The organism is Commensalibacter melissae (assembly GCF_003691365.1).
In the GTDB taxonomy this organism is placed as follows: Bacteria; Pseudomonadota; Alphaproteobacteria; order Acetobacterales; family Acetobacteraceae; genus Commensalibacter; species Commensalibacter melissae.
Window position 1 is genome coordinate 676,741 of record NZ_CP033087.1, and the last position, 23,521, is coordinate 700,261.

The 23,521-nt window shown below is 36.4% G+C and carries 21 protein-coding genes; 6 read left to right on the forward strand and 15 right to left on the reverse strand.

The window, feature by feature from the left end:
• Positions 1-151 precede the first annotated feature (151 nt).
• Positions 152-949, forward strand: coding sequence for an STM4504/CBY_0614 family protein (locus D9V35_RS03120; RefSeq protein ID WP_122123328.1), 798 nt, complete (start codon positions 152-154; stop codon positions 947-949).
• On the opposite strand, the gene ccmI is transcribed toward D9V35_RS03120, so the two are convergent.
• Genes ccmI through D9V35_RS03155 form a run of 7 tightly spaced genes read right to left on the reverse strand, consistent with a single transcriptional unit; the run spans position 931 to position 6,098 of the window.
• The gene (ccmI, locus tag D9V35_RS03125) at positions 931-1,659 is read right to left on the reverse strand and encodes a c-type cytochrome biogenesis protein CcmI (protein ID WP_162988555.1); all 729 of its coding nucleotides are present in this window, start codon (positions 1,657-1,659) and stop codon (positions 931-933) included. The two genes, D9V35_RS03120 and ccmI, sit on opposite strands and share 19 nt — an antisense overlap.
• 15 nt (positions 1,660-1,674) lie before the next feature.
• On the reverse strand, positions 1,675-2,133 hold the full coding sequence (locus tag D9V35_RS03130; protein ID WP_122123330.1) for a cytochrome c-type biogenesis protein: 459 nt from the start codon (positions 2,131-2,133) through the stop codon (positions 1,675-1,677).
• Between the two features lie 3 nt (positions 2,134-2,136).
• Positions 2,137-2,685, reverse strand: coding sequence for a redoxin family protein (locus tag D9V35_RS03135; RefSeq protein WP_122123331.1), 549 nt, complete (start codon positions 2,683-2,685; stop codon positions 2,137-2,139).
• On the reverse strand, positions 2,682-4,676 hold the full coding sequence (locus D9V35_RS03140) for a heme lyase CcmF/NrfE family subunit (protein ID WP_122123332.1): 1,995 nt from the start codon (positions 4,674-4,676) through the stop codon (positions 2,682-2,684). Before D9V35_RS03140 ends, D9V35_RS03135 begins: the two co-directional genes overlap by 4 nt.
• 15 nt (positions 4,677-4,691) lie before the next feature.
• Complete coding sequence (ccmE, locus tag D9V35_RS03145) at positions 4,692-5,186, reverse strand: cytochrome c maturation protein CcmE (protein WP_122123333.1); 495 nt, start codon at positions 5,184-5,186, stop codon at positions 4,692-4,694.
• Positions 5,176-5,316 carry a heme exporter protein CcmD gene (ccmD, locus tag D9V35_RS03150; protein WP_162988556.1) on the reverse strand — a complete coding sequence of 47 codons (141 nt, stop codon included), beginning with the start codon at positions 5,314-5,316 and terminating at the stop codon, positions 5,176-5,178. Before ccmD ends, ccmE begins: the two co-directional genes overlap by 11 nt.
• A 2-nt stretch (positions 5,317-5,318) precedes the next feature.
• Complete coding sequence (locus D9V35_RS03155) at positions 5,319-6,098, reverse strand: heme ABC transporter permease (RefSeq protein ID WP_122123335.1); 780 nt, start codon at positions 6,096-6,098, stop codon at positions 5,319-5,321.
• Positions 6,099-6,225: 127 nt separating this feature from the next.
• On the opposite strand from D9V35_RS03155, the gene D9V35_RS03160 reads away from it, so the two are divergent.
• Positions 6,226-6,519, forward strand: a complete 294-nt coding sequence (locus tag D9V35_RS03160; protein ID WP_122123336.1) for a YciI family protein — start codon at positions 6,226-6,228, stop codon at positions 6,517-6,519.
• Here D9V35_RS03160 and D9V35_RS03165 read toward each other — a convergent pair whose 3' ends face one another.
• The 3 genes from D9V35_RS03165 to D9V35_RS03175 are packed head-to-tail and all read right to left on the reverse strand — an operon-like array spanning position 6,520 to position 10,029.
• Positions 6,520-7,290 carry an ABC transporter permease gene (locus D9V35_RS03165; RefSeq protein ID WP_122123337.1) on the reverse strand — a complete coding sequence of 257 codons (771 nt, stop codon included), beginning with the start codon at positions 7,288-7,290 and terminating at the stop codon, positions 6,520-6,522.
• Positions 7,287-8,027, reverse strand: coding sequence for an ABC transporter ATP-binding protein (locus D9V35_RS03170; RefSeq protein ID WP_122123338.1), 741 nt, complete (start codon positions 8,025-8,027; stop codon positions 7,287-7,289). The genes D9V35_RS03165 and D9V35_RS03170 overlap by 4 nt, the downstream gene beginning before the upstream one ends.
• A complete protein-coding gene (locus D9V35_RS03175) occupies positions 8,020-10,029 on the reverse strand; it encodes a glycosyltransferase (RefSeq protein WP_122123339.1) in 2,010 nt (669 codons plus the stop codon). The genes D9V35_RS03170 and D9V35_RS03175 overlap by 8 nt, the downstream gene beginning before the upstream one ends.
• 186 nt (positions 10,030-10,215) lie before the next feature.
• Between D9V35_RS03175 and D9V35_RS03180 the strand changes: the two genes are divergently transcribed.
• From D9V35_RS03180 to D9V35_RS03190, 3 genes are all read left to right on the forward strand, one after another.
• Positions 10,216-11,757 (forward strand): OprO/OprP family phosphate-selective porin, encoded by a 1,542-nt coding sequence (locus tag D9V35_RS03180; RefSeq protein WP_122123340.1) that lies wholly within the window; start codon positions 10,216-10,218, stop codon positions 11,755-11,757.
• Positions 11,758-11,968: 211 nt separating this feature from the next.
• Positions 11,969-13,363 (forward strand): OprO/OprP family phosphate-selective porin, encoded by a 1,395-nt coding sequence (locus D9V35_RS03185; RefSeq protein ID WP_122123341.1) that lies wholly within the window; start codon positions 11,969-11,971, stop codon positions 13,361-13,363.
• A 180-nt stretch (positions 13,364-13,543) separates the two neighbouring features.
• On the forward strand, positions 13,544-15,046 hold the full coding sequence (locus D9V35_RS03190) for an OprO/OprP family phosphate-selective porin (protein ID WP_122123342.1): 1,503 nt from the start codon (positions 13,544-13,546) through the stop codon (positions 15,044-15,046).
• A gap of 4 nt (positions 15,047-15,050) precedes the next feature.
• On the opposite strand, the gene D9V35_RS03195 is transcribed toward D9V35_RS03190, so the two are convergent.
• The 3 genes from D9V35_RS03195 to D9V35_RS03205 all read right to left on the reverse strand — a co-directional run bounded on the left by D9V35_RS03195 (position 15,051) and on the right by D9V35_RS03205 (position 20,777).
• The gene (locus D9V35_RS03195; RefSeq protein WP_122123343.1) at positions 15,051-19,625 is read right to left on the reverse strand and encodes an AAA family ATPase; all 4,575 of its coding nucleotides are present in this window, start codon (positions 19,623-19,625) and stop codon (positions 15,051-15,053) included.
• 21 nt (positions 19,626-19,646) lie between these two features.
• Complete coding sequence (locus D9V35_RS03200; RefSeq protein WP_122123344.1) at positions 19,647-20,279, reverse strand: thioredoxin domain-containing protein; 633 nt, start codon at positions 20,277-20,279, stop codon at positions 19,647-19,649.
• Between the two features lie 153 nt (positions 20,280-20,432).
• Positions 20,433-20,777 carry a DMT family protein gene (locus D9V35_RS03205; RefSeq protein ID WP_110438778.1) on the reverse strand — a complete coding sequence of 115 codons (345 nt, stop codon included), beginning with the start codon at positions 20,775-20,777 and terminating at the stop codon, positions 20,433-20,435.
• A 260-nt stretch (positions 20,778-21,037) separates the two neighbouring features.
• Between D9V35_RS03205 and D9V35_RS03210 the strand changes: the two genes are divergently transcribed.
• Positions 21,038-21,997 carry a carbohydrate kinase family protein gene (locus D9V35_RS03210; RefSeq protein WP_122123345.1) on the forward strand — a complete coding sequence of 320 codons (960 nt, stop codon included), beginning with the start codon at positions 21,038-21,040 and terminating at the stop codon, positions 21,995-21,997.
• A gap of 30 nt (positions 21,998-22,027) precedes the next feature.
• Here D9V35_RS03210 and D9V35_RS03215 read toward each other — a convergent pair whose 3' ends face one another.
• Together D9V35_RS03215 and ybeY are read right to left on the reverse strand one after the other, a co-directional pair.
• Positions 22,028-23,011: a hemolysin family protein gene (locus D9V35_RS03215; protein ID WP_122123346.1), complete on the reverse strand. Its 984-nt coding sequence runs from the start codon at positions 23,009-23,011 to the stop codon at positions 22,028-22,030.
• Positions 23,012-23,013: 2 nt separating this feature from the next.
• The gene (gene ybeY / locus D9V35_RS03220; RefSeq protein WP_122123347.1) at positions 23,014-23,511 is read right to left on the reverse strand and encodes an rRNA maturation RNase YbeY; all 498 of its coding nucleotides are present in this window, start codon (positions 23,509-23,511) and stop codon (positions 23,014-23,016) included.
• Positions 23,512-23,521 lie beyond the last annotated feature (10 nt).

A 23,521-nucleotide genomic window follows, 5' to 3' on the forward strand; every position in this document is an offset into this window, starting at 1 on the left:
CATAAATCTATATTCAAACCGTATAAAAGCTGAAAAAGCTATCAAAAATGATGTCTATGTTTATGACTGTTTTTCTGAAGAATTAAAAACATAGATTTTTTTCATTTTAAAGAATTTATTAGAAATAGAATTTAATTATTATCCAATAAACATGGATAGTAAACAGTTGTGGGTTTTGACTTATGAAGCTGTATCAAGGGAATGGGGTAACAAATTTTTAGATTCTAATTCATTGAATTTTATTGATCGATTCGAATCTTATATTGTCAGTAATGATAATTATGAACATGTTTTAGATCTTATTGAATGTGTAATTGGAATAAGGATATCAATTCTCTCAAAAGTTGATCCTAATTATAAGTTCAATAATGATGAAATCTTAATTGGGTTGATTGAGGAATTGAATAAACGTTTTCTTTATGCAGGCGTAGGGTATCAGTATGAAAATGGTGAAATAATCCGTATTGATCATCAATATGTTCATAAGGAAATCGTTAAACCTGCATTGGAGATTATTCATAATAAGGCTTTTGAAAAGGTTAATGAAGAATATAGTAATGCACATAAACATTACCGGAATCAATATATCAAGGATTGTATTGTCGGATGTAATCGTGCTTTTGAATCATTGTTGAAATCGATTTGCAATGAATGTGAATGGGAATATGATCCAAACAACCGGGCCAGTGATCTCATAAAAATTATACACAAAAATGGATTGTTTCCTGTTGGGATGGAAAAGACAATCGACAGTTATATCATGACTCTCAAAACAGGGGTGCCAGAATTGCGAAATCATTTTGGTGGTCACGGCAGTTCGTCTCAATCTCCATCGCCATCAATTTATATGGCGGAATATGTTTTACATCTTACCGCGACAAATATTGTTTTTTTATATAATGCTTTCAGGGATTATCAATCCAAACAGAATCAAGGATTGTTTTTCTGATATTCCATGACTCTCTGTTCAGCCATATTTCGCCACGGTGCATCTGAAGATGCGCGTTGTAGGGCCTGTTGGAAAAGAGTGAATGATTCTTCGGTCATTTGACCATTTTTTTGAATTATCAGTTCGGCAATTTGCGCGGCCAGGTAAGGGTCAAAACGTTGGTCAAGAGCTGTTTTCCAGGCTTGAATAGCATTGTCTAACTGACCTTGTTCAGCTTCAATCCGACCCAGTAAGAGGTAACCTTCTATTCGTTTCGGATCATTATAAGCAAGCGTGACAATTTTTTCTTTCAATTGTTTTACATAAGGTGCGAGATCTTTATTCTGTTTTTGCTGTTCAGCTATTCTTGTCCGTAAGGGTTGAGAAGGCAAGGCAGGTACACCATTAAGCAAATAGAGACCTATGGCGGTCAGGGGAATGCAAATCAAGCCGCACAGAATAAAAAAATGACCATTGGTTGCCGGATCACAAGATATGGAATTATTTTTTTCACTTTGATCGTCAGAATTTAAAAGCCGACGTTGAATTTCAAGTTTTGCCTGATGATATTCTTCTGGTAAAATCAATTCCTGCCGCAATTCACTTTCCAGTTCTTTAAGTTGTAACTGGTAAAAAGCTATTGAAGGATTATTCGCTATTGAAGGATATTTTTTTTGGTACAGACTTATAAAACAGGGTATCAAACTGATAAGACTGATTAAAATCATCATTATCCATAACATGGATCAAGGTTCTTTCATCAATTTTTCAAGACGTTTTTCTTCATCTTTATTTAAGGGAGAAGGCTTCAATCCTTTTTTCCTGAAATTTATGAGAGCTATTAGACACCCTGTCAAAAGGGCAAGTAAAGGCATAAACCACAATAACGCGGTTGCAAGATTAAGGGGAGGACTTAACCGCACGAAATTGCCGTAACGGTCAACCATCCATTGGATGATTTGATCATCGGTTTCACCAGCCTGAACATGTTGGCGAACGACTTTTCTTAGATCCCTTGCCAGTTCGGCATTACTGTCTTCTATGGATTCATTCTGGCAAACAAGACAGCGTAATTGCGAGCCAATTTCTTCGGCTTTTTTTTCCTGCCGTTGGTTTGGCAATATTTCATCAGGGCTGTCGAGACCATAGGTGGGAATAGAAAAAAAGTTAATGATTATCAGGACAAGAATGATAACTAATCGCATTGATCAAGTCCCTACAAGCGAAAGCAGGGATGAAACGGCAGTTTTATCCAAAGGTTTGGCATAATGCCAACGTATAATTCCCCCCGGGATAATAAGAAAACTTTCAGGCACGCCAGAAATTCCCCAATTGATTCCAATCATCCCCTCATCATCCTGTCCTAGATATTGATATGGATTGTCATGGCGGTTTAGAAACTTGTCTATCGTATTATATTTGTCTTTATAAGCTATGCCCCATATGGAAAGCCTAATGGAAAGCTGATTTAAAATTGGCATCTCACTGATACAGGGTAGACACCATGAAGCAAAAAAATTGATTAATACGGGTTTGTGCTGTTGCTTTAACAATAGACTGTCAAAATTTTTGTGGGATAATATTGGCTTGAGTTTGAAATCCGGAATAGGTTTGTTCAAATTGGGAAGTTCTATTTTATGCGGATCGAATTTTCCTTTTTTTAAACTGGATAGCATCGTGGCAAACCCTCCACCTGCAAGAACGGTTGCACCCAGTGGTAATCCCCATATCAATCGTCGTCGGGTAATGGATTTCATGATGATTGTTCCATATTTTGCATGGAAAATTTTTTATTGTTCTTATTGGCGCAAAGATCAATAAGGGTGATGATACCTCCTAATATCATAATGAAACCACCGATCCAGATCCAGGGTGCCAAGGGGTTGAAGTGTAATCTCAGGACATAGACGCTAGCTTTGTCATGATTGTTCCTGTTATCTCCAAGAACAGCGTACAAATCAGCGATAAAATTGGTATGAATGGCTACATCTGTTATGACCTGTTGCTGGCGAGGAAAAAAATGTCGGGCAGGAAACATCCAGCATATTGTTTTATTATGTCTACTGATTTTAAGAACCGCTTCCTCGGATTGATAGTTGGGTCCATTTCTTTTCTGTACAGATTCCAGGGTCCATTCATAACCCGCCAGATGCAGAGTTGTCCCAATAGGTACCTCAACAATTTTTTGTTGACTATAGGCCATTCCCACAATCCCCAATAAGGTAACAGCAACGCCAATATGAGCAATATAGGCAGCATAAAATGATCTGGGTAAATTTTTCATCCGGCTGATATTATTTTTGAACGAGGTATGAAATAAAGATAATTTACCGCTGAAATCTGTGATGGCACCCATGATTACCCAGAATGAAACCCCTGTCGCAATGGCTGGCAAGAAACGATGTAAATAAATAAAACTTACGATGACGATAATGATCGTAATAATTCCCATAATGGATAAAGGACGAAGCAAATTTTTTATTTTTGCTTTTTTAAATGCCAACCAAGGTGCAAATGCCATAAAAAAAATAGCAATGAGGGCCGGAGGGATAAAGGTTTTGTCAAAAAATGGTTTTCCAACGGAAATAGTCTCTCCATCAATCATTTGTAAAACAGGAGGGTAGAGGGTGCCAACCAAAATAATGGCAGCCAGGGAGCAGAATAATATATTATTGAGAATGATTGAGCCTTCTCGAGATAAAGGCGCAAATAATGCCGTGAATAAAAGAAGTGGAGCCTGCCACGCAAACAGAACCAAAGCGCCTCCACAAATAATTGTTAGTAATATAAGAATGAAAATTCCACGGGTTGGATCTGATGCAAATGCGTGTACGGAATTTAATATGCCAGAACGCACCAGAAAAGCTCCACATAATGCAAGAGAAAAAGTTATAATGGAAAGAAAAATCGTCCATGCTTTCAGGGCTTCACGTTTTTCAACGATCAAGGCTGAGTGTAATAAGGCGGTTCCCGTCAACCATGGAATTAATGCGGCATTTTCGACAGGATCCCAAAACCAGTAGCCTCCCCATCCAAGAACATAGTAGGACCACCATGATCCAATTGCTATACCAGCGGTAAGAAAAACCCATGCAGTAATAACCCAGGGTCTAATCCATCGTCCCCAGACTGCATCAATTCGTTTTTCCATCAATGCGGCAACAGCAAAGGCGAATGGAATTGAAAAACCTACATAGCCAGTATAAAGAATTGGGGGATGAAACGCCAATCCCGGGTCCTGAAGTAGCGGGTTCATTCCTTGACCTTCCATCGGGGCAGGCCAGATTCGCAGGAAAGGATTTGATGTAATCAGGCAAAAAAGTTCAAAACCAGCTGCGCATCCGCCAAGAATGGCAATGATTTTTATTCTCAATGAAAATGGAAGATGATGACTGAAACTTGAAAAAAGAATTCCGAAAAAGGAAAGTATAAATGCCCACAAGAGAATTGAGCCTTCGTGATTTCCCCATATGCCTGTTACTTTATAAAGAATTGGTTTGTCACTTGCACTATTCTGTAAGATATTTTGCACAGAAAAGTCATTATTCAATGCTGCTGTAACCAAACAAATAAATGTTATCAACAGAGTGAAAAACTGTCCCCATGCCAAGGGGGACGCTAGATTCATTAAATGAAAATTATATTTTTTGTTTCCTAGTAATGGCAGAACAAATTGAGCCCCCGCCAAACAGCAGGCAAGTGCCAATGCAAAATGACCAAGTTCGGGACTTAGAAGAATTGAAAACATTTGTCATTCCATTGCTTATTGGGGTTTTATCATGTGGTTCCAGCTGTCTGGATCGGGTGGTGGACCAAAACGCGGATCCCACTTGCCATTTTTGCGCAAAGCGTCGGCGATTTCTTTAGGCATGTAAGTTTCATCATGTTTGGCCAATACTTCAGTGGCGATGAATATTCCTTGAGGATTTAAGTAACCAATGGCAATAACGCTTTGTCCCTCTCGAAATAGATCAGGTAAAATGCCTCTATATTTTACATGAATGGCGGCTTTTCCATCTGTAATATCAAATATAGCCATTGGTGTGTGATGGTCATTCTGATGATGAAGGGAGTTGGCAACAACCATTCCTCCCAATCGTATTGTGGTAGAATTAGATATGGATTGGTTTATGAGTTGGGAAGGAACTTTGAAATAGACTAAATTGCTTGAAAAAGCTGATAAAATCAATGTGATTGCAATCGCGAAGCCCATCATGCAAGTTAGGATTATCCATAGACGTTGAGTTTTACGTTTCATGATTAAGTTTTTTCATAATGTCCAGTTTATTTTTTGCCTGGTGAAACCGTCTATAAGTGGTAAGCCATAAAGTCAAAACAGTTAACAGGGTAATTCCATAAGCGGAAATCAAGTAGGGGAGATGCGACATGATCATTGCATTGACAAAGATTGTGAATTGATAAGTAGGCGATGGATCTGGTTTTCAAGAATGGCGGTTCGAATTCGTGTAAATAGTATACCTATAAATCCAAGGGAAAAACCCAGTGAACAGAAAATCAATGGGGTAGCAATGGAAAGAGTGATTGAAGAGGCATGGGTTAAACTGAATGTATTTGGCTGATGTAATGTGTTCCACCATTGAACACTGAATTTGATTATAGGGAGATCAAAAACGCCTGCAAGGACAAGAATGGAAGCTGCCTTATAACCCTTTTGAGGTTCATCAAAGGCATGACATAAAGTGATATGTCCTAAATAGAGAAAAAACAATATCAGAACTGATGTTAATCGTGCATCCCAAACCCACCAAGTGCCCCACATGGGTTTTCCCCAAATGGACCCCGTTATTAAACATAGGGCAGTTACAATAGCTCCAACAGGTCCAATTTCTTTGGCCGCTAGATCGGCTAAGGGATGTTTCCAGACTAGGGATGAAAAACCGCAAAAAGCAAGTAAAATATAACCGGCACTGGCAAGCATGGCCATGGGAACATGAATATACATAATTCTTACGCTATCCCCTTGCTGCCAATCTGCTGGGGAGATAAAAAGGCCCCATATTATTCCAATGACGATGAAAAGCAAAGCAAACCCGTTGATCCAGGGCTGCAGTTTTGTCGTAAACTGAAAAAAAATTTTCGGATTTGCCAATCGATTGATTGAAAAAAATCGATTACTTCTTGGTTTTGATAGAGTTCTTGAATCAGTCATTGAAAAATAATCAGGGTTTATGGAAAATAAGAGGATATTTTATATTTAAAAAACTGGCAAGCTTATCCATTCTTGGTCATAATATGTTTTTTTATTTATGATTTGTAAAGTAGTGATGGGAGAACAAATGTTATTTGTAATAATGTGTAATGACAAACCTTCGTCTCTAGAAATGAGAATGGCTGTTCGCTCTCAACATCTGGCGTATCTTAAGACTTATGAAAAACAAATAAAAATTGCTGGCCCCTTATTGGATAATGAGGGAAAAAGTTGTGGCTCACTCATTATTCTGAATGTGGAAGATCGTGCAGCTGCCGAGGGATTTGCCATCAGTGATCCTTATGCAAAAGCAGGTTTATTTGAAAGTGTCATAATTCGTTCCTTTAAGGAAGTTTGTTCCGAAGGTCAGATGCTAATATAATTAATTATATTCATTTGACCAGGAAATTAAGGTTTTTGTTGTTAATGTAACGATTCCCCACAAACTTATTGTCATGAATGATAATATCAAAAGGGCGGCAAACATCAAATCTGTTTGAAAACGGTTGTTGGCGTTTTGCATTAAATATCCCAAACCGGAAGACGCGCCGACCCATTCTCCAATGACCGCACCGATGGGAGCGATAGCTGCTGCGATTTTCAAACCTGACGAAAAAGCGGGTAAAGCAGCAGGAATACGTATAAATAAAAGTTGTCGTAAGGCAGAGGTATTCATGGTTTTGCTTAAATCAAGATATCCTTGAGGTGTTCTGTTTAGGCCATCAAAAAATGATGAGGTTACGGGAAAAAAAATCATTATAACGGTCATTACAACTTTTGAACTTATTCCGAAACCAAACCATAATACGAGTAAAGGGGCTAGAGCAAAGGTGGGAATTGATTGACTGATAATGATGATGGGCATTAACCAGTGACGGAGAAAAGGAACAAGTATCATAAAAAGAGCAAGAAACATTCCAAAAAAACATCCAATTACCAACCCTATTATGGTTTCTTGTGTTGTTGTAAGTGTGGCTTGCCATAAAAGCTGATGATTATTGTTTAGAGCCTGAACGACCGCTGAAGGTGAGGGTAAAAGATAAGCGGGGACGTAATTGAAAAAACTGATCAACCACCAGATAAAAATCAAGCTTCCGATTAATGAAACAATGCGGATACTTATTAACAAAGATTCATGTAAATGAGTTTTCATGATTGTGTTTTTTCTATTAAAAGAGATAATAAATGGGCTTGGGCCTTTTGTAAGTCGAGATTTTCCAGCGGATGAGGTATAGATCCAGGAACTACCAAAGAATCGTATAGTTTTGCAGGAGTTCCTGCCATAATCTGAATTTGTTCTCCCAATCGACAAGCTTCGAAAGGATCATGTGTGATAAGAATAACTGTTTTACCTTTCAACAATTTTGCCGTATAGGTTTGCATGTTGGTTCGTGTTACACTATCCAATGCTGAAAAAGGTTCATCCATTAAAACGATGGGGCGATTTTCATACAGTGTTCTTGCAAGAGCGATACGTTGACGCATTCCGCCAGACAGTTCGGATGGATATGCATTTGCAACATGGGATAAGCCTACTTGTTCAAGGATATCTAAAGCTTTATGCCGATTTGGTTTTTCACCACGGAGTTTACTTCCTAGGGTGACATTATATAGTATTTTTGCCCAAGGCATTAACAGATCCTGTTGTCCCATATAACTGATCCGTTTTGATAAAGATTTGTTATCATCCGCTTTTACGCTTCCCAACTTATAATGTTGCAATCCTGCAATAATTTTTAAAAGACTACTTTTACCCACGCCACTTGCACCAAGAATAATACTGAATTTTCCGGCTGGAAAAACAGTGTTTAGATTTTTGAACAATTGACAATTATTGAAGGTTAATGAAACATTCTCTATCAAAATGCTTGGGGGATTGGAATCAGACATTATTTTCAGTTAATCCAAATGGAATTGAAATGCGAGGAGGAAAGGCAAGCTGGTAATCTCTTCCACGTTGCAGGGAATAATTGGGATTATAAAATGGATCATAATTTATGATTTTAAAATGTTTTTTTTTCAGGGAAAGAATTTCCTGTCGTTCTTTTCCGGCACGTTCACCCTTGTAATGATTTCCGAGTGAAAGAGATTCGTAATGGATCAGTTGTGCATTCTGACACTGGATGATATGATATTTTTTCTCTCTTAAACGTAAACAGAAATCAATATCATTATATGCTATTTCAAATGTCTCATCAAATCCATTAACCTCGTTAAAAGCCAGACGACGAATAACCATACAGGCACCTGTCACGGCACTGACCTCATGATCATGCGTCAGGTAAAAATTATCTGACTTGTGAAAACGACCGGCATGTTCACATAAATTAGCGGCACCCATTATAACGCCCGCATGCTGAATATTTTTATCAGGATAAAATAGTTTTGCACCAACAGCGCCTACTTTTTCATTTTGCATATGACCCATCATTAAGGATAACCAGTTTTGATCCAGAGGTTCAATATCATCGTTTATTAGGGCTATAAAAGGGTATTTAGAATGCCTGATGGCAACGTTGCAACTTTTCGAAAAATTGAATTGATCCGTTTCAACAAACAGAACTTTTAAATGTTTATGATACTGGAATGAACTGAGAAATTTCTCCTGTTGTTTTGTCAACGGTTTATTTTGCGAGATGACAAGAATAATTTCTAATCTTGGGTAAAAGGTTTTTTTTATTAGTTTTGTAATACATTGATGTATGGTTTCGGAACTGAGGGTTGTCGGGATGATGAGACTTACGGGATCTTGATAATTTATATAATTTATATCAAAGGGAAATATATGCGTATTAACACTAAATTGCCAATTCAGCTTAGTTTTGAAAATTTTGATGATTTCAATTATTTCATTTTTATCATGTAATGATACTTTTGCAGTCCTATGACTTAAGATCAGAGGGACATGATAAATAAAATGATTTTTTTTCCATAAATAAAGGGCCAAAGCCATTCTAATGGCATGGATGGAACGAATTGGAGAATCAAATTCTTTTATGAAATCATCAAATATATCTTTTCTGATAATCCATATATCTTGGGTAAGAAAACCTGTCAGTAGAATCGACAAGTTAAAATTTTGCTTGAATACAGGGTTGCTGTGTTCATTCAGATTATTGATTTCATCTGAATCAGCGTAAAGTGCGGCCGGATAATGTTGACGAGCAGCCTGATCGGCAAAAACAGCCAAACTGTGTTCTTCTAAAATTTCGTTTGAATTTTTAAGAATGATATAATGTGCTTGAAAAGCTTGGGGAGTGGTTCTTTCTCTAGTATTCGGATGCTGGTAAAAATTGTTCCAGTCAATTTCCATGGTTTTACCATAATATGTAAATAATGAAAAAATAGGCCATAGATGAATATAATTACTTTCATATAGTTTCTTTATCTCGTTACCATTCCAGTTTTCATATAAATTGTACCAATATTTATATGGTAAATTAGGAAAAAATATTTGTTGATTTTGTAATAATCCCATTCGAATACGTTTGTTTAGATGAATGAAGGGATAACAAAAAATTTTTATAAAAGTAAAAGGATTTATAATAATTAATATTAAAGCCGTCGTTAAGCGGCTCAGAGCCCGAATTTTTACTGATGAAACTGATTGTAAAGCGGAATTAAAAATTTTGGCGATTGGATAGATTCGTAAACAGTTCGTTTTCTCAGGAAGATAAACTAGAGATACACGCCAAAAGTTGGGAAGAAACCTACCGGAGACAAGATAAGTTAAAGGTTCAAATGTTGGGTCATCCCTATGGTTTATATATAGATACAATGGGATCGTTTTGGGTAATTTTTTATGTAATTTTACGGAAATCAGGCACCATTTTTTTTGATATTTAGAGGGTAATAACCTTTCAAAATAGAAAAAATCTCGGAAAAGTGACATCTCATCTCACGTTTGTTATTCGACAATTATTTTAAATTATAAAATTATTAAAAACTTAATTTGGTTTATTTTAACATTTTTGAATAAAAATTGAAATATTTGTGAAATTATATTTCAATCTTAAGTGGCTACAAATGGGTATTGAGCTTATTTTCGTCTAATAAAATTATATAGGGGTCATTGATAATGGTAAACAATATTGAAGCCGTACAAAGTAACCTCTCATATGGACGTAAAAAAGGGTTTTTACGATCATGTACAATGGGTATTCTTTTTTTGAAGATCTCGATTTCATTTTCTTATGCGAATGTCTATCAGACTAACCGATGGAGATCAAATATAACTCCTTTTTTAAATAAAGAAAAAGAAGAAAAAAAAGATAAAGATGAAAATGATCAACAGGCTGAATATATTTGTTATGAAAAATCCATCCGTTGCACAATGTGGAATGCGGATAGGGTCGTAAATGTTGATCCATATAAAGACCTTCATTATCAAGTAGGTTATTCAACGCTTGCCTTTCCAAAGGGAAGACCGACATTTTATTCAGCGAGTAAAAAACTTAGTATTGCTTTTGGTCTTTATATTAATTACGACATTGGGGCTTTATTAGGTCCAAACAAACGAGTAAATGGACCAAAAGTTTCGAGTTATCAAGGAACTTTACGTCGTGGACGTCCGATTATTGTTGTAAAATATACTGATTTCGCCTTAACGGTTACACCAGATATTGGACGTTTTGGACTTGAACATCATGATCTGTTCGGAGCGGATTTGAAATATACAGGTATTAAGAATCTGGTAATTGGAGGGGGTTTACTCCAACCCACTTTATCAATGTTGGATTCTGAAACTTCCAGGGGATTTTTTCTTGCAGAACGACCCATGGTTATCGATATGTTAAGAAATGTTGCCGGAGGGGAACCTCGTGCTGGTTTGAATGTTATTCATTGGGGGCAGCGATACCTTATCAGTGTTGGCTATACAGGGCAACGCGTTGGTAAAAAATTTACCAATTTTCAACAGGGGCAGAAGGGAGGCGTTTTAAGATTGGCGGGTCGTCCAATAGCTTCAAGAAATATTGATCTTCATTTGGGCGTAACAGGAACATTTGCCGTTCATGGTGAAAATAGAAAATATTCTATTGTAAGTTATAATGAATCCCGTCTTTTCCCTTCCGCGGCAGATGCCAAGACAGGAACCATCAATGGTGTCAACAGTATATGGGCTGTAGGTCCTGAATTTGCCTTACGATGGAAAAGGTTGATTTTTCAAGGGGAATATTATTCATTTTTTATGCCAAGAAAGAATGAGGGATATGGACATAATGATAATCTTCATTTTTGGGGATGGTACGGAAGTTTAAATTACGCGATTTTCGGGGCTCATCGTCATTATTTACCCTCTCGCGCTATTTTTGCAGCACCAGAAGGTTCACTGTTTAATCCTGCCGCTGGGGATTGGGGAGCTTTGGAATGGTCAGTCCGTTGGAGTTATCTGAATCTCAATAGTCATGCTGGAGATTATGAAAATAACAAATATGCAGCAGGGGTGCAAGGTGGAAAACAGAAAGTCATAGCAACGGGGTTTAACTGGTATCCGTCACCACATTTCAGGGTGATGATTGATTATAATCATATAATTTCATCAAGTGCTAGAAACAATTTATGGCATTTAAGAAAAAAGGACAGCAATCTAATAATTTCACGTTTACAACTAACTTTTTAAGGTTTTGAAGTGATATTTTTAATATTTATTTAACAAGAAAAATTATTTTTATAAATAGTAAAATACTTTATTTTAACGTAAATAAATATATATAACAAAAATATTGTATATATAATCAATACTGGATACATTAATCTTTGAAAAATTAATTGAAAATTCTTTTAAAGATTAAACAGGTCTTTAATTAAAGAAAATCCATGGAAATTGTAAAATGCGAAAATCTTATAAAACTTCTATGGCTTTTTCAAAATTTGGGATTTATTCAATATCTTTATGTTTTTTATTGAATTGGGTTTCAGCCGCGAAAGCCAATGATGATTTTTTATTCCAAACAAATCAAATCACTTATTTGGATCCATATAAAAATATAATTTATGACATGGGTGATTTTAAAATCAGCTTTCCCAAAGGTAAATTTTTATTAAAATCAATAGATAATCATTTCAGTCTATCAATTGGAACGTCCATTCAATATGATATTGGTGGTTTCATAGGATCCGATAAAAAACATAATCAACCCGATATGGGTGGGTCACAGGCTGTATTGAGGCGTGCAAGATTTATCATAACAATTGCCTATGATAACTTTAAAATTATTGTTGCTCCTGATGTTGGACGTGGTGCATTGGTTAATGATTCATTTCATGAGATTAATCTTAATTATACCGGGTTTCATCATACAGATTTATCCATTGGTTTGATACAACCATCAGTCACTTTGCTGGGATCTGAAACATCTGCAGGATTTACCCTGGTAGAACGCCCCATGATCATTGATCTTGTAAGAAATATAGCTGGTGCGAATGCCAGAATAGGATTTACAGCCTCTCATTGGGGAAAAAATTATTATATTGGCGCTTCAGTTACCGGACAGCGTTTTGGTAAATTTTATCAGGATTTTCAAAAGAATCAAAAAGGGGGAATTATTCGTGCTGTCATCCATCCAATAGGATCTCAAAATTATGATTTGCATATGGGAGTGAGTGGAACGGTCGCATTTCATGGAGATAATCGGAGATATTCCATGAATGCACTGCCAGAGGCCTTTATCTGGCCGGGGCGTCCCTATATTCGTACCGGAAAAATTAACGGGGTAAACAATGTTTGGGCAATAGGTCCTGAATTCGCCTTTAGATTCAACCGTTTTATTATTCAGTCAGAATATTACTCAATTGATTTGCAAAGAAATTCGGAAAATAATTCACGCCGATCAAATTTAAAGTTTGCTGGATGGTATGTCAGTACAAATTATGTCTTGTTCGGTCAACCAAGACAATATTTTTCCGAACGTGCCTATTTTTCCGCACCAAAAAATACGCTTTTTAATCCAGTGGTAGGGGATTGGGGAGCACTGGAATGGACAGCACGCTGGAGCACCATGAATTTAAACAGCCATCGATACGATTGGGATAACGGCAAACCAAAAAATATACATGGTGGAAAACAGCACGTTATCGCAACAGGTTTCAATTGGTATCCAGCTGATCAGATGCGATTTTCGCTTGAATATAATTATGTTTTTGCCACTCGTTCAAGAAATAATTATTATAATAGTGCTGGTCGTAAAAGTAATATTCTCATTTCTCGTATCGAATTTAATTTTTAGAAATTTAATTCTCCCAAGGGCTTGATTTTTAGAGGTAAGGCTTTAAGCTGTTTTTGAGAATATACAAATTTAAAAGGATTTGAATGATTATTCATTACTGAAATGAGACAAAATTTATAAACAGAACTGCTCTGTTTAATCTTTCTTCAGTTTAAAGCTGTTAATACAGTAGGATCCTTCATGATTCAAAAAAATCGAATAAATAGTGTAGAGGCCTTATATAGGAATATAAGACCTATTTTGTCATGTTCATTTAATATTATTGTTTTAAAAGCTACTATTTCTTTTGCCTATGCTCAAACAGAATGTATTTCTAATTCATTGATTTCTGCGTTGCCTAATTCCAGGAACAAACAATCCATCTATCTATGTTTGGATCATAAACAGGATTGTACAATGTGGAATGCTGACAAAATTCTAAACATTGATATTTATAGGGATATTTCTTATCAAATAGGTCATTTCAATTTGAATTTTCCCAAGGGACGTCCAACTCTGGTCTCCAGTGATCGTCGATTCAGTATCTCTCTTGGGGCAAGTATACAGTTTGATATTGGTGGGATTATAGGTCCGGATAATAAACGCAATGGATCCAGAATGGATGGTTCACAGGCATTTTTGCGTAGGGGGCGATTTAATGTTGCTATCCGCTATGATGATTTCATCATTAACATAACACCGGATGCAGGGCGCCCAGCATTGGTTAATAATTCCATTTATGAGGCCTATTTAAAATATGTCGGATTTGAAAACACCATTATCGCTATCGGTCTGTTACAACCTCCCATAACTATGCTGGATACTGAAAGCTCAAATGGATTTATTCTGGTTGAACGTCCAATGATTGTTGATCTGGTTAGAAATTTAACAGGATCAGATGCTCGTCTTGCCTTGATGATGACTCACTGGAATAAACGGTATTATCTTAGCGCTTCAGTTACCGGGCAAAGGTTGGGAGGAACCTATCAGGATTTTCAAAGAAATGAACTTGGCGGTATTGTAAGAGCGGCGGTAAGACCTTTAGCTATCAATCATTATGATATGCATTTGGGTTTATCAACAACTTTTGTGACACATGGTGATAGCCGAAAATATTCATTAAGTACGGGACAGGAGGGGCAAGTTTGGTTGGGCCGTCCTTATTTGCGAACAGGAACTGTTCAGGGTGTAAATAATATATGGGCAATAGGACCTGAATTTGCGGTAAGATTGAATCGTTTTCTGATACAGTCTGAATATTACTCCATGTTTTTGCAACGGGTTGCGGAAAAGTCAGGCAATAGGCCCAATTTGCATTTTTCTGGCTGGTATATTAGCGTCAATTATGTCCTGTTTGGACAACCAAGATCCTATGATGAAAGTAAAGCTGTTTTCACTCCCCCTGTCGGGAGCTTTTTCAATCCTGTCGCGGGAGAGTGGGGAGCTTTGGAATGGTCAATCCGATGGAGTAACATGAACCTTAATCATTATAAATATCGTATGAATGAAAACGGTCATTATCTTGGGGTTCAAGGAGGAAAACAAAATATATTTGCAACAGGGTTGAATTGGTATCCCTCGTCACATATGCGGATATCACTTGATTATAATCATGTAATGGCGACACGGTCTAGAAATAATTACTATAATTCAACTGGACGCATAAGTAATCTGGTTTTGTCCAGGGTACAATTTACATTTTGACAAACTAATAAAGTTCCAGTTGTTCATGTTGTTTATTTTGTTGAATTTTAACAGCATCTTCAAGATCAATTGAAATCAGTTGGCTTATGCCGCGTTCCTGCATCGTGACACCATAGAGGCGTTGCATGTGACTCATGGTAAGTTGATGATGGGTTACAACTAAAAAACGTGTCCCTGCATGTGACATGTCAGACAACAATTTACAGAAACGTTCAACATTGGGATCATCTAGAGGGGCATCAACTTCATCAAGAATACAAATTGGAACAGGATTACATCGGCTGACAGCAAATACAAGCGATAAGGTTGTCAACGCTTGCTCACCACCAGAAAGTAAAGAGAGCGTTGAAAGATTTTTTCCTGGAGGTTGAGCATAAATTTCCAAACCGGATTGTAATGGATCTTCATGAGGTAAAAGCTTAAGATAAGCTTGTCCGCCATTAAACATACGGCTAAATAATTCCTGAAAATGATGATCCACTTCCTTAAAAATAGCGTTTAATTTGCTTCTTCCCTGTTTATTAAGTTTACAGATAGACTCACGTAACTGTTGGATTGCTGTGGTTAATTCATTGAATTCGTTTTCAAGATGGTTAAGTTCTGTCAGTTTTTCCTGATATTCGAAGTCTGCCCGCAAATTGACAGCTCCAAGTGCTTCCCGCTGTGCCTTTAATGATGCAATTGAATTTTTTAATTTTTTTTCTGCCTGATCATCCAGATCATGATCATTTCTCTCGTTTGACAGGTTTTTGATTTCGTCGGTAATGTCGCTATCAAGTTGAGCAAATACAATCTCGGCTTGTTCTTTTTTGGTTTCGGCTTTTATAAGTTGTTCTTGAATTTTATTTTTTTCCAGCTTTATATTTTGTAAATTCTGTTCGGCATTTTTTTTTGCTTGATCATATTCTATATTTCTTTTTTGCAATTCTTGATAATTTGCAACAGATTGCCGTTCTGCATTTTTAAATTCATTAAGTTTGGATTTTAAGATCTCAGGTAGTTTATCTATATCTTTAAGTTGATTTTCAAGATTCAGTATTTTTTTAAGAATTTGCTCTTTTTCGTTTTGTCTTTCTCTGAAATGTTCTTGCCATTTGTCCAATTGCTGAGCAAGGGATTTTTTTTGAAAGTCCAGATTATCTTTTTCTTGAAGAATTAAATGATAGTCAAGCCGTTTTTTTTCTTTTTCTGTTTCATTAATTCCATAGTCCTCTTTCAGTTTTTTTAATTTATTTTCCATTTCTTCACAATTAATGCGATGATTAAGATTATATTCCGCTTGATGAAAAAGAATAGAAATTTCTTTTAGATCGTTTTCAAGTTTCTGACATCGTGGAGTCAGGGCATCCAGTCGGCTTTGCTGCTGAATAGTAATTTCCTTAAGAGATTGATAAGAAAGCTGAGCCTGATTTAATTCAGTTTCCGTTTTTAGAAAAAATTCATTTTCATTATCTAACTTTTTGCTAAGCGTATTGATCGTATCTTCAATAACATGAACAGATTGAAACATTTCTTTTGGATTTTCTGCTTGATTAAGTTGTCTTTCCAAATTATTTAAATTTTCCCTATTTCTATCAATCTCTATTTCAAGATGTGCAAGTTTTTCCTGTAGAGATTCAATCTGGATTTTGTTTTGTGCATTTTGATTCAAGTGTTGTTGATATTGTTCCTTGACTAAAGAATATTGATGTTCATATCTATTGATATCCTCTTTTTTTTGCTTAACAATCTGTTCTTTTTCTCTTTCTATACGTAAATATTGATAAATTTTCTCTTTATCTGGCAAGGGTATCTGAGTCTTTTTTTGTGCTTGTTCAAAATATAATTTTTTTGTTTTAAGTTCGTTTTGAGCCTGTTGGACAGCAGGTTCAATGGCATTAAATTGCGTCTCAGTCATTCTGGCTTCATTTTGCAAAGCGTAAAAATCCTGAGTAATTATTTGTGCCCGTTTTTCAATATCCCTATATTCGCTTTTGATTTGCAATAATTTATTTTTAAATTGTATTTGTGTATTTTTTAATTGTTCATACAACTTTTCTATCTGTGGTGATTTTTGTAAATGACGTTTTAAATCCTCTTCGATATTTTGCAGAAGGTGTTTTTGAACCAATCGTTGTGCAGATTTGTTTTGAATGGCATGTGTTTGGTAATAACCATCCCAGCGCCAGATATCCCCTTGTTGAGTAGCCAGCATTTGCCCTGGTAAAAGATGGGGAAAAAGTTTATTCCCTTCTTCAACTGAATTTACAATTCCAATTTGCTGAAATGCTCTTTGTAAGGGTGGCGGCGGGGAAATAACATCAAGCAGGGTTGGCAATGCACCTGTTAATGTTGTCTTGATATTACTTAGGGTAACCCAGCCCCGGGATGCATCAAGACCAGTTGGTGCATCAATAGTGTCGTCAAAAATTGCAGCTATAGTTTTTATCCATTTCTGAGGTATTGATAAAGGATCAAGAACGGCTGGTAATTCAGTATTGATGTTTTCCTCTGATGTTTGTTTAAGGATTTGTGCCAATCCTTGCTGTCTTGCTTCTAAATTACGAATTTCACTTTCATGTTGTTGAACAATGGAAGACTGTTTTTCCAAAGCTTCTGTATTTTTCTTTAGGTCATTTTCAATTTGTTCAATTAATTGATGCTGTTTTTTTAATTGTAAATTAATATTTTCATATTGTGTTTGTTTTTCCTGAAGATGTTCAGGAGCAATTAGCTGTTTGGCCAGATATTCCTGTTGTTTGGTTAAATTCTCGAATGATTTCTGTGCCTGTTGCAAGTTGGTATGGATTATGTCAAGATTCTTTTTGTTTTGATCATGGATCTGTACTGCTTGATTATAAGAATTTTCTTGTTCAAGGCGTTTTTTTATGGCTGCTTGGTGATCCTCGAGTGCCAAATCAATTTCTTTTTTACTTTTTTCAAGAGTAATTTGTGTGTTGAACAACTTTTCCTGAAATTGCTGTTGTTCTTCTGTTGCTAAAGACTGACTTTGCAGTTGAGTGATCTGATTTATAACATTTTGATAATTATCATTTAATCGCTTTTCTTGTGATTTGATTTGTCTTATTGTTTGATTGAGATCATTATAATTTTTTTCTACCTGTTGGGCATGATAAGTTTGTTTTTCCTTTTCAAATTCCTTGGACTGAATGGTTTTCTGAAGAATTTTTCGGTTTGCTTCAATCTCCTCTAGTTTTTTTTCGAGAATATTTAGTTGCTCTCGTTTTTTTTGCAGTTTTTCAGCTGAAGGAAGTTTTTCAAGACAACTTTTTTGTTCGGATAAAAGCTGTTCATATTCGGATTGAAATTTGGTTTTTTCATCATTCACCTGATTAAAATATTGCGTTATCTCATGATTTTTATTTATAGATGCAGACAGTTTTTTTTCATCTTCATGGATTAAATCAAGCAGGATAGCATTTTTTTCTTCTAGGGTTTTAACCTCCTGTTCAATCTGGAGAATTTTTGTTGGATGATAGTCAAGTTTTTCATTAATTGTGTTGATTTTGATTAGAATATTTTCCTGATCGGATTGATTATTTTCAAGATGAGACTGTATGTCTATCAATTGGGTTTTGTTTTCTCTCAGCCGGTCATTCAATTGTTTTATTTCTTGTGTTTTCTGATTTAATTCATTTTCAAGTCTAGAAATCTGCTGGCGCTGATGATCACAATGAACGCGCGCCTGAATTTCCTGTTGATGCAGGGTAGCAGATTCTTTTTCCATAGCTTTCAGATTGTTGTGCAAATCCAGAATACAATTTTCTTTTTCCCCAATTCTACTTAGAATAATTGAAATTTGCATTTTAAGATCAAGAAGCTGTTTTTGCGCCCGTTGGTAATAAAGTATCTGCAAATTGGTTTCTTTATCGCGTACAGCTGTAGATATCTCACGGTATCTAGTGGCTTGTACAGATTGTTCTTTAAGTGTTTGGGTTTGATTTGTAAGCTGCTCTTTCAGGTCATTTAATCTGTCTAGATTTTCTTCAGTTGCTTTTAATTTCAGCTCTGCCTCTCGTCGACGGTTATATAACCCAGATATCCCTGCAGCCTCTTCTAGAACCTGTCTTCTTTCCTCTGGTGAGGCGGAAATAAGTTGTGCTATGCGATTTTGACTTATAATTGCTGTTGAACGTGGACCTGATCCAAGATCAGCAAATAGGGTTTGAATGTCTCTGGCGCGTTGTATTTTTCCATTAAGGCGATATTGACTGCCTCCTTCCCGTTCAATTTGGCGGGAAATCTCAATTTGATTTTGGTTATGAAAACAGTTTGGAATAACCTCATCAAACCCGTTTTCGGTTTGGTTTTTAATATTTTCAAGAGTTATTGCAACTTCGCCAATGTTAAAGGCTGCACGTCGTGCAGTTCCTGCAAATATGACATCATCCATTCCTGTACCCCGCAGGGAACGGGCGGAACTTTCCCCCATAACCCAGCGAATAGCCTCTACAATATTTGATTTACCACATCCATTGGGACCAACTATACCAGTTAATCCGGGTAAAATATCAAGTGAAGTCGTATTTGCGAAACTTTTAAAACCAGAAATTTTTAAATGGGTAAAATATATTGGCATATAAGTTTGTTGGTAATGAAATTATGAAGGTACAGTTCTTGTCAACGCATCATTAACTTCCTGATCAAATTTATCAAGCGTTAATTCACCGACAACCTTTTTACCGTTGAAGATAAAGGTTGGTGTACTGTCTATTTTGAAATGTTTTTCAGCGTAATTGCTTTCTTCCAATATTATTTTTTGAATTGCGTCATCATGAGTTACCTGCTGAAAACGCTCTTTGGACATACCAGCTAAAATTGAATATTTTTGCAATTCTTGCAAGGGATCAGCATTTTCATTGAAAGCCCATTGATCAAGATTACTCAGGAGGGCTGTAATAAACGGTTTATATTGATCTACTGGTAGGGAGCGTGCCACAATCGCGGCTTTTAGAGCTACTTTATCTAGGGGAAAATCTTTAAAAATGTAGAAAACTTTTCCAGTATCAATATATTTTTTTTGTATTTGGGGAAGTATATCATGTGCAAAACGTCCACAATGCACACAGGTTAGCGAAAACCATTCTTCAACATGAACTTTTGCATTGGAATTCCCGAGTGTACGAGGAGTTGAAAAATTTTTAGGTATTTCCGCATGAGTGGGAATTTTGGTCGCCATAATAGTCAAAACAGGCAAAACTGAGGCTAGTAAGGAGCGTCGTGTTATGGACATGATATTATTTCCAGTAAAATAAGTTCAAGTATGAGAGAAATTACAATTTAGATAATAATCCAAAGGATTGGTAAAATTATTAATTATTTCTCATTTATAATTTTTATAACAAAGAAAAACCATACAGTTCTGGAAAGCAAGTTAAAAAAATTCTCAACCACTACGAAATATAAAGTATACAGCACCCATAACGCATAAACCGGCCCATAAATAATCAAGCTTAAAAGACTGATGCATGAAAAATATGCTGAAAGGGATAAATACGGAAAGAGTTATTGCTTCCTGCATGATCTTTAACTCACCAAGGGATAGTTTTGTAAACCCAATCCTGTTGGCAGGAACCTGGATAAGATATTCTCCAAGAGCGATGCCCCAGCTGATTAATGCAGCTATATACCAGGGTTTGCCGGATAATGTTTTTAAATGACCATACCATGCATAGGTCATGAACAAATTTGAGCAGACAAGCATCAATGCTGTAATAAGCCAAACAGGCATATATTTTCCTTATGTTCGTAGGGTTGTTGGTGATATCAATCTTGGAATGATTGAAATGAATAAGGTGTAAAGAGTAATATTATTTCCAATATAATTTATTTAAAAATGAATTTTTAAATAAATTGGGATTGTTATTTGTGTCTCGATTTCTATTTTTTAAAATATTAATACTGGTTTTTTAATTTGTATTCCCTAATATAATGTTGGTAACATCTTGGTGATTCATCAAAATATGCAGTATTTTCAAAAAGGAGATTTGGATGATTATTGTTTGTGGTGATGTTTTAATTGACTTCATTCCCGATAAAACAAAAGATGGTGCAGATTGCTATTGTCCAGCCCCGGGCGGATCTTGTGCAAATATATCTGTTGCAATAGGTCGTCTTGGTGGCGCTGTCGGATTTATGGGAGGAATTTCCACTGATTTTTGGGGTGAGAAATTGATGGAATTTCTCGAAACATCCAACGTTGATGTAAGATATGTTGCCAGGGGAAACCAACAAACAACCCTTGCCTTTGTTGAATTGGGCAATGAAGAACCCGCCTATGCCTTTTATGATGAAAATACTGTATCGAGATTATGGGTCCGTTCACAATCACCCGGATTTTCCGACGATGTCAATTTGATCCACATTGGTTCTACTTCTCTGATTGAACCTCCTATTTCTGAATCTTGTGAGCAGATGTTCAGAATGGAAAAAGGAAAAAGAATTTTATCAATTGATCCAAATTGTCGACCCAGCAATACACATCATCCAGCTGTTTATAGAGCACGTATGGCACGTCTGACAGCCATGGCGGATATTATTAAATTATCCAAATCTGATCTGGAATTCTTATTGCCTGACACCAGAGTTGATGATGCTGCCAAACATTGGATCAATCAGGGTACCTCCATTGTTATCATTACACGTGGAAGCCAGGGTGTTCTTTGTTATTTGCCAGGTCATGAAGTCATTGAGGTTCCACCTGATTATATTGATAATGTAGTGGATTCAATCGGGGCAGGGGATACCTTTATGGCGGCAACCCTGACCTATTTACAAAAAAATGGATTTTTGACACTTGACAAAATTAAGACTATCACGCCTGCTGAAATTACCAAAGCCTTAAAATATGCATCGGTTGCTGCGGCAATGATTTGTGAACGGCGTGGAGCCAATCCTCCTTGGGAACAAGAAGTTGATGAACGGATTAAAAGGAAAGCTATAAAATTATAGAGTGATATGAACCCTGTTTGATAATCAGGGTTATATATTGTTTGAATTGGTTTCTGATAGGGTGTCTGAATCGTTGGATGCGGGTAAAGACCAGTTCTGAGGGATATGCATTCGCAGACGACGTATATGTCGCGGGTCAGCCTCCAGAACCCTGAATATCAATCCAGATGGGTGAGTTAATACCTCTCCCTTGGTCGGAATATGTTCAGCCAGATGGAAAACAAGTCCACCCAACGTATCCATATCTGAATTTTTTTCTTCTTCGGTCAAGAATGATCCAATTTTTTCCTCAAGATCTTCAAGATGTGCTCTTGCATCCACATCCAGCGTATTGTTTCCCCGTTCGATAATCATGTTGGCCTCAGGTTCATCATGTTCGTCAGCAATATCGCCCACGATTGTTTCCACCAGATCTTCAATCGTTATCAATCCATCAATGCTACCATGCTCATCAATTACCAGCCCCAAATGAATCCGGTGTACACGCATTTGTAGTAGGAGATCAAGAACTGGTATTTGAGGTGCGATAAAAAGGGGCTGTCGAATGACTGTACCAAAATCGAAATCTTCACTGTGTCCAATATAGGAAATAAGATCCTTAACGTGCAACATCCCCTGGATATTGTCTAATTCCTGATGATAGACAGGAACTCGGGAATGATTTTCATGCTGCATAATTTCCAGTGCCTGCTTGAAACTGATTGAATCATCAATGGCAAATATATCAGCCCTTGGTATCATTACATCATCAGCCGTTTTATCTTTCAATCTCAATATATTGGAGATCAGTAATCGCTCATGCGGATTGAATTCCTCCTTGTTGTCATCGGGAATTGTAGGTAAATGATTGTTTCTGTCATCTACAAGGTTGACAATTGATTGTCGCAAATTGTGCTGATGTCTTTGATGGAACCAACGTTTAAAAAAAGATTTGTAACGGTTTGGCTTTGTATTTGATTGTGACTGTTCTGATGCGGTATTATTCGGCGCATTATTACCTGGCGCACGAAACATGGCTATATACTCCCAAAAAACGAATTTTTCCAAGGATTCGGGATCCCGATTTTACCTAAAAAATAGGATTCCTTCATTTCCATGATTTTTGTTTCATTACATTTAAGGTGGTCATATCCCTCTAAATGCAATAAGCCGTGAAAAATAAGGTGTGTCAAATGATGGCGCATTGGTTTTCGAGCTCGACGGGATTCTTTTTGAATGGTTTCCAAGGCAAGAATAATGTCCCCTCCATAGGATTGGGGATCTGGATGCTCAAAAGTAAGAACATTTGTAGGCTTATTTTTATTCCTGAATTGGCAATTCAATTTTTGTATTTTCTGGTCATTGGCAAAACAAAGCGTGGTTTGTTCAGCAAAAGGATGCAGGGTATAAATACGGTATATCAATTCCTTAAGATCAGGAATCAGTTTATACCACCTCTTGTCTTGTATAATTACTACTTCACTAAAAAGAAAATCAAGAATTTGATATCGATATTGCCGGAAGAGGAACGTCATCAGGAAATTT

Coding starts and splice junctions, on each gene's coding strand:
- D9V35_RS03130 (WP_122123330.1), bottom strand. CDS start 2,133: ATGCGATTAGTTATCATTCTTGTCCTGATAATCATTAACTTTTTTTCT.
- ccmE (WP_122123333.1), bottom strand. CDS start 5,186: ATGAAACGTAAAACTCAACGTCTATGGATAATCCTAACTTGCATGATG.
- D9V35_RS03155 (WP_122123335.1), bottom strand. CDS start 6,098: ATGACTGATTCAAGAACTCTATCAAAACCAAGAAGTAATCGATTTTTT.
- D9V35_RS03185 (WP_122123341.1), top strand. CDS start 11,969: ATGCGAAAATCTTATAAAACTTCTATGGCTTTTTCAAAATTTGGGATT.
- D9V35_RS03180 (WP_122123340.1), top strand. CDS start 10,216: ATGGTAAACAATATTGAAGCCGTACAAAGTAACCTCTCATATGGACGT.
- ccmI (WP_162988555.1), bottom strand. CDS start 1,659: ATGATGATTTTAATCAGTCTTATCAGTTTGATACCCTGTTTTATAAGT.
- D9V35_RS03205 (WP_110438778.1), bottom strand. CDS start 20,777: ATGCCTGTTTGGCTTATTACAGCATTGATGCTTGTCTGCTCAAATTTG.
- D9V35_RS03215 (WP_122123346.1), bottom strand. CDS start 23,011: ATGTTTCGTGCGCCAGGTAATAATGCGCCGAATAATACCGCATCAGAA.
- D9V35_RS03195 (WP_122123343.1), bottom strand. CDS start 19,625: ATGCCAATATATTTTACCCATTTAAAAATTTCTGGTTTTAAAAGTTTC.
- D9V35_RS03200 (WP_122123344.1), bottom strand. CDS start 20,279: ATGTCCATAACACGACGCTCCTTACTAGCCTCAGTTTTGCCTGTTTTG.
- ybeY (WP_122123347.1), bottom strand. CDS start 23,511: ATGACGTTCCTCTTCCGGCAATATCGATATCAAATTCTTGATTTTCTT.
- D9V35_RS03175 (WP_122123339.1), bottom strand. CDS start 10,029: ATGTCACTTTTCCGAGATTTTTTCTATTTTGAAAGGTTATTACCCTCT.
- D9V35_RS03120 (WP_122123328.1), top strand. CDS start 152: ATGGATAGTAAACAGTTGTGGGTTTTGACTTATGAAGCTGTATCAAGG.
- ccmD (WP_162988556.1), bottom strand. CDS start 5,316: ATGTCGCATCTCCCCTACTTGATTTCCGCTTATGGAATTACCCTGTTA.
- D9V35_RS03135 (WP_122123331.1), bottom strand. CDS start 2,685: ATGAAATCCATTACCCGACGACGATTGATATGGGGATTACCACTGGGT.
- D9V35_RS03170 (WP_122123338.1), bottom strand. CDS start 8,027: ATGTCTGATTCCAATCCCCCAAGCATTTTGATAGAGAATGTTTCATTA.
- D9V35_RS03160 (WP_122123336.1), top strand. CDS start 6,226: ATGTTATTTGTAATAATGTGTAATGACAAACCTTCGTCTCTAGAAATG.
- D9V35_RS03190 (WP_122123342.1), top strand. CDS start 13,544: ATGATTCAAAAAAATCGAATAAATAGTGTAGAGGCCTTATATAGGAAT.
- D9V35_RS03140 (WP_122123332.1), bottom strand. CDS start 4,676: ATGTTTTCAATTCTTCTAAGTCCCGAACTTGGTCATTTTGCATTGGCA.
- D9V35_RS03210 (WP_122123345.1), top strand. CDS start 21,038: ATGATTATTGTTTGTGGTGATGTTTTAATTGACTTCATTCCCGATAAA.
- D9V35_RS03165 (WP_122123337.1), bottom strand. CDS start 7,290: ATGAAAACTCATTTACATGAATCTTTGTTAATAAGTATCCGCATTGTT.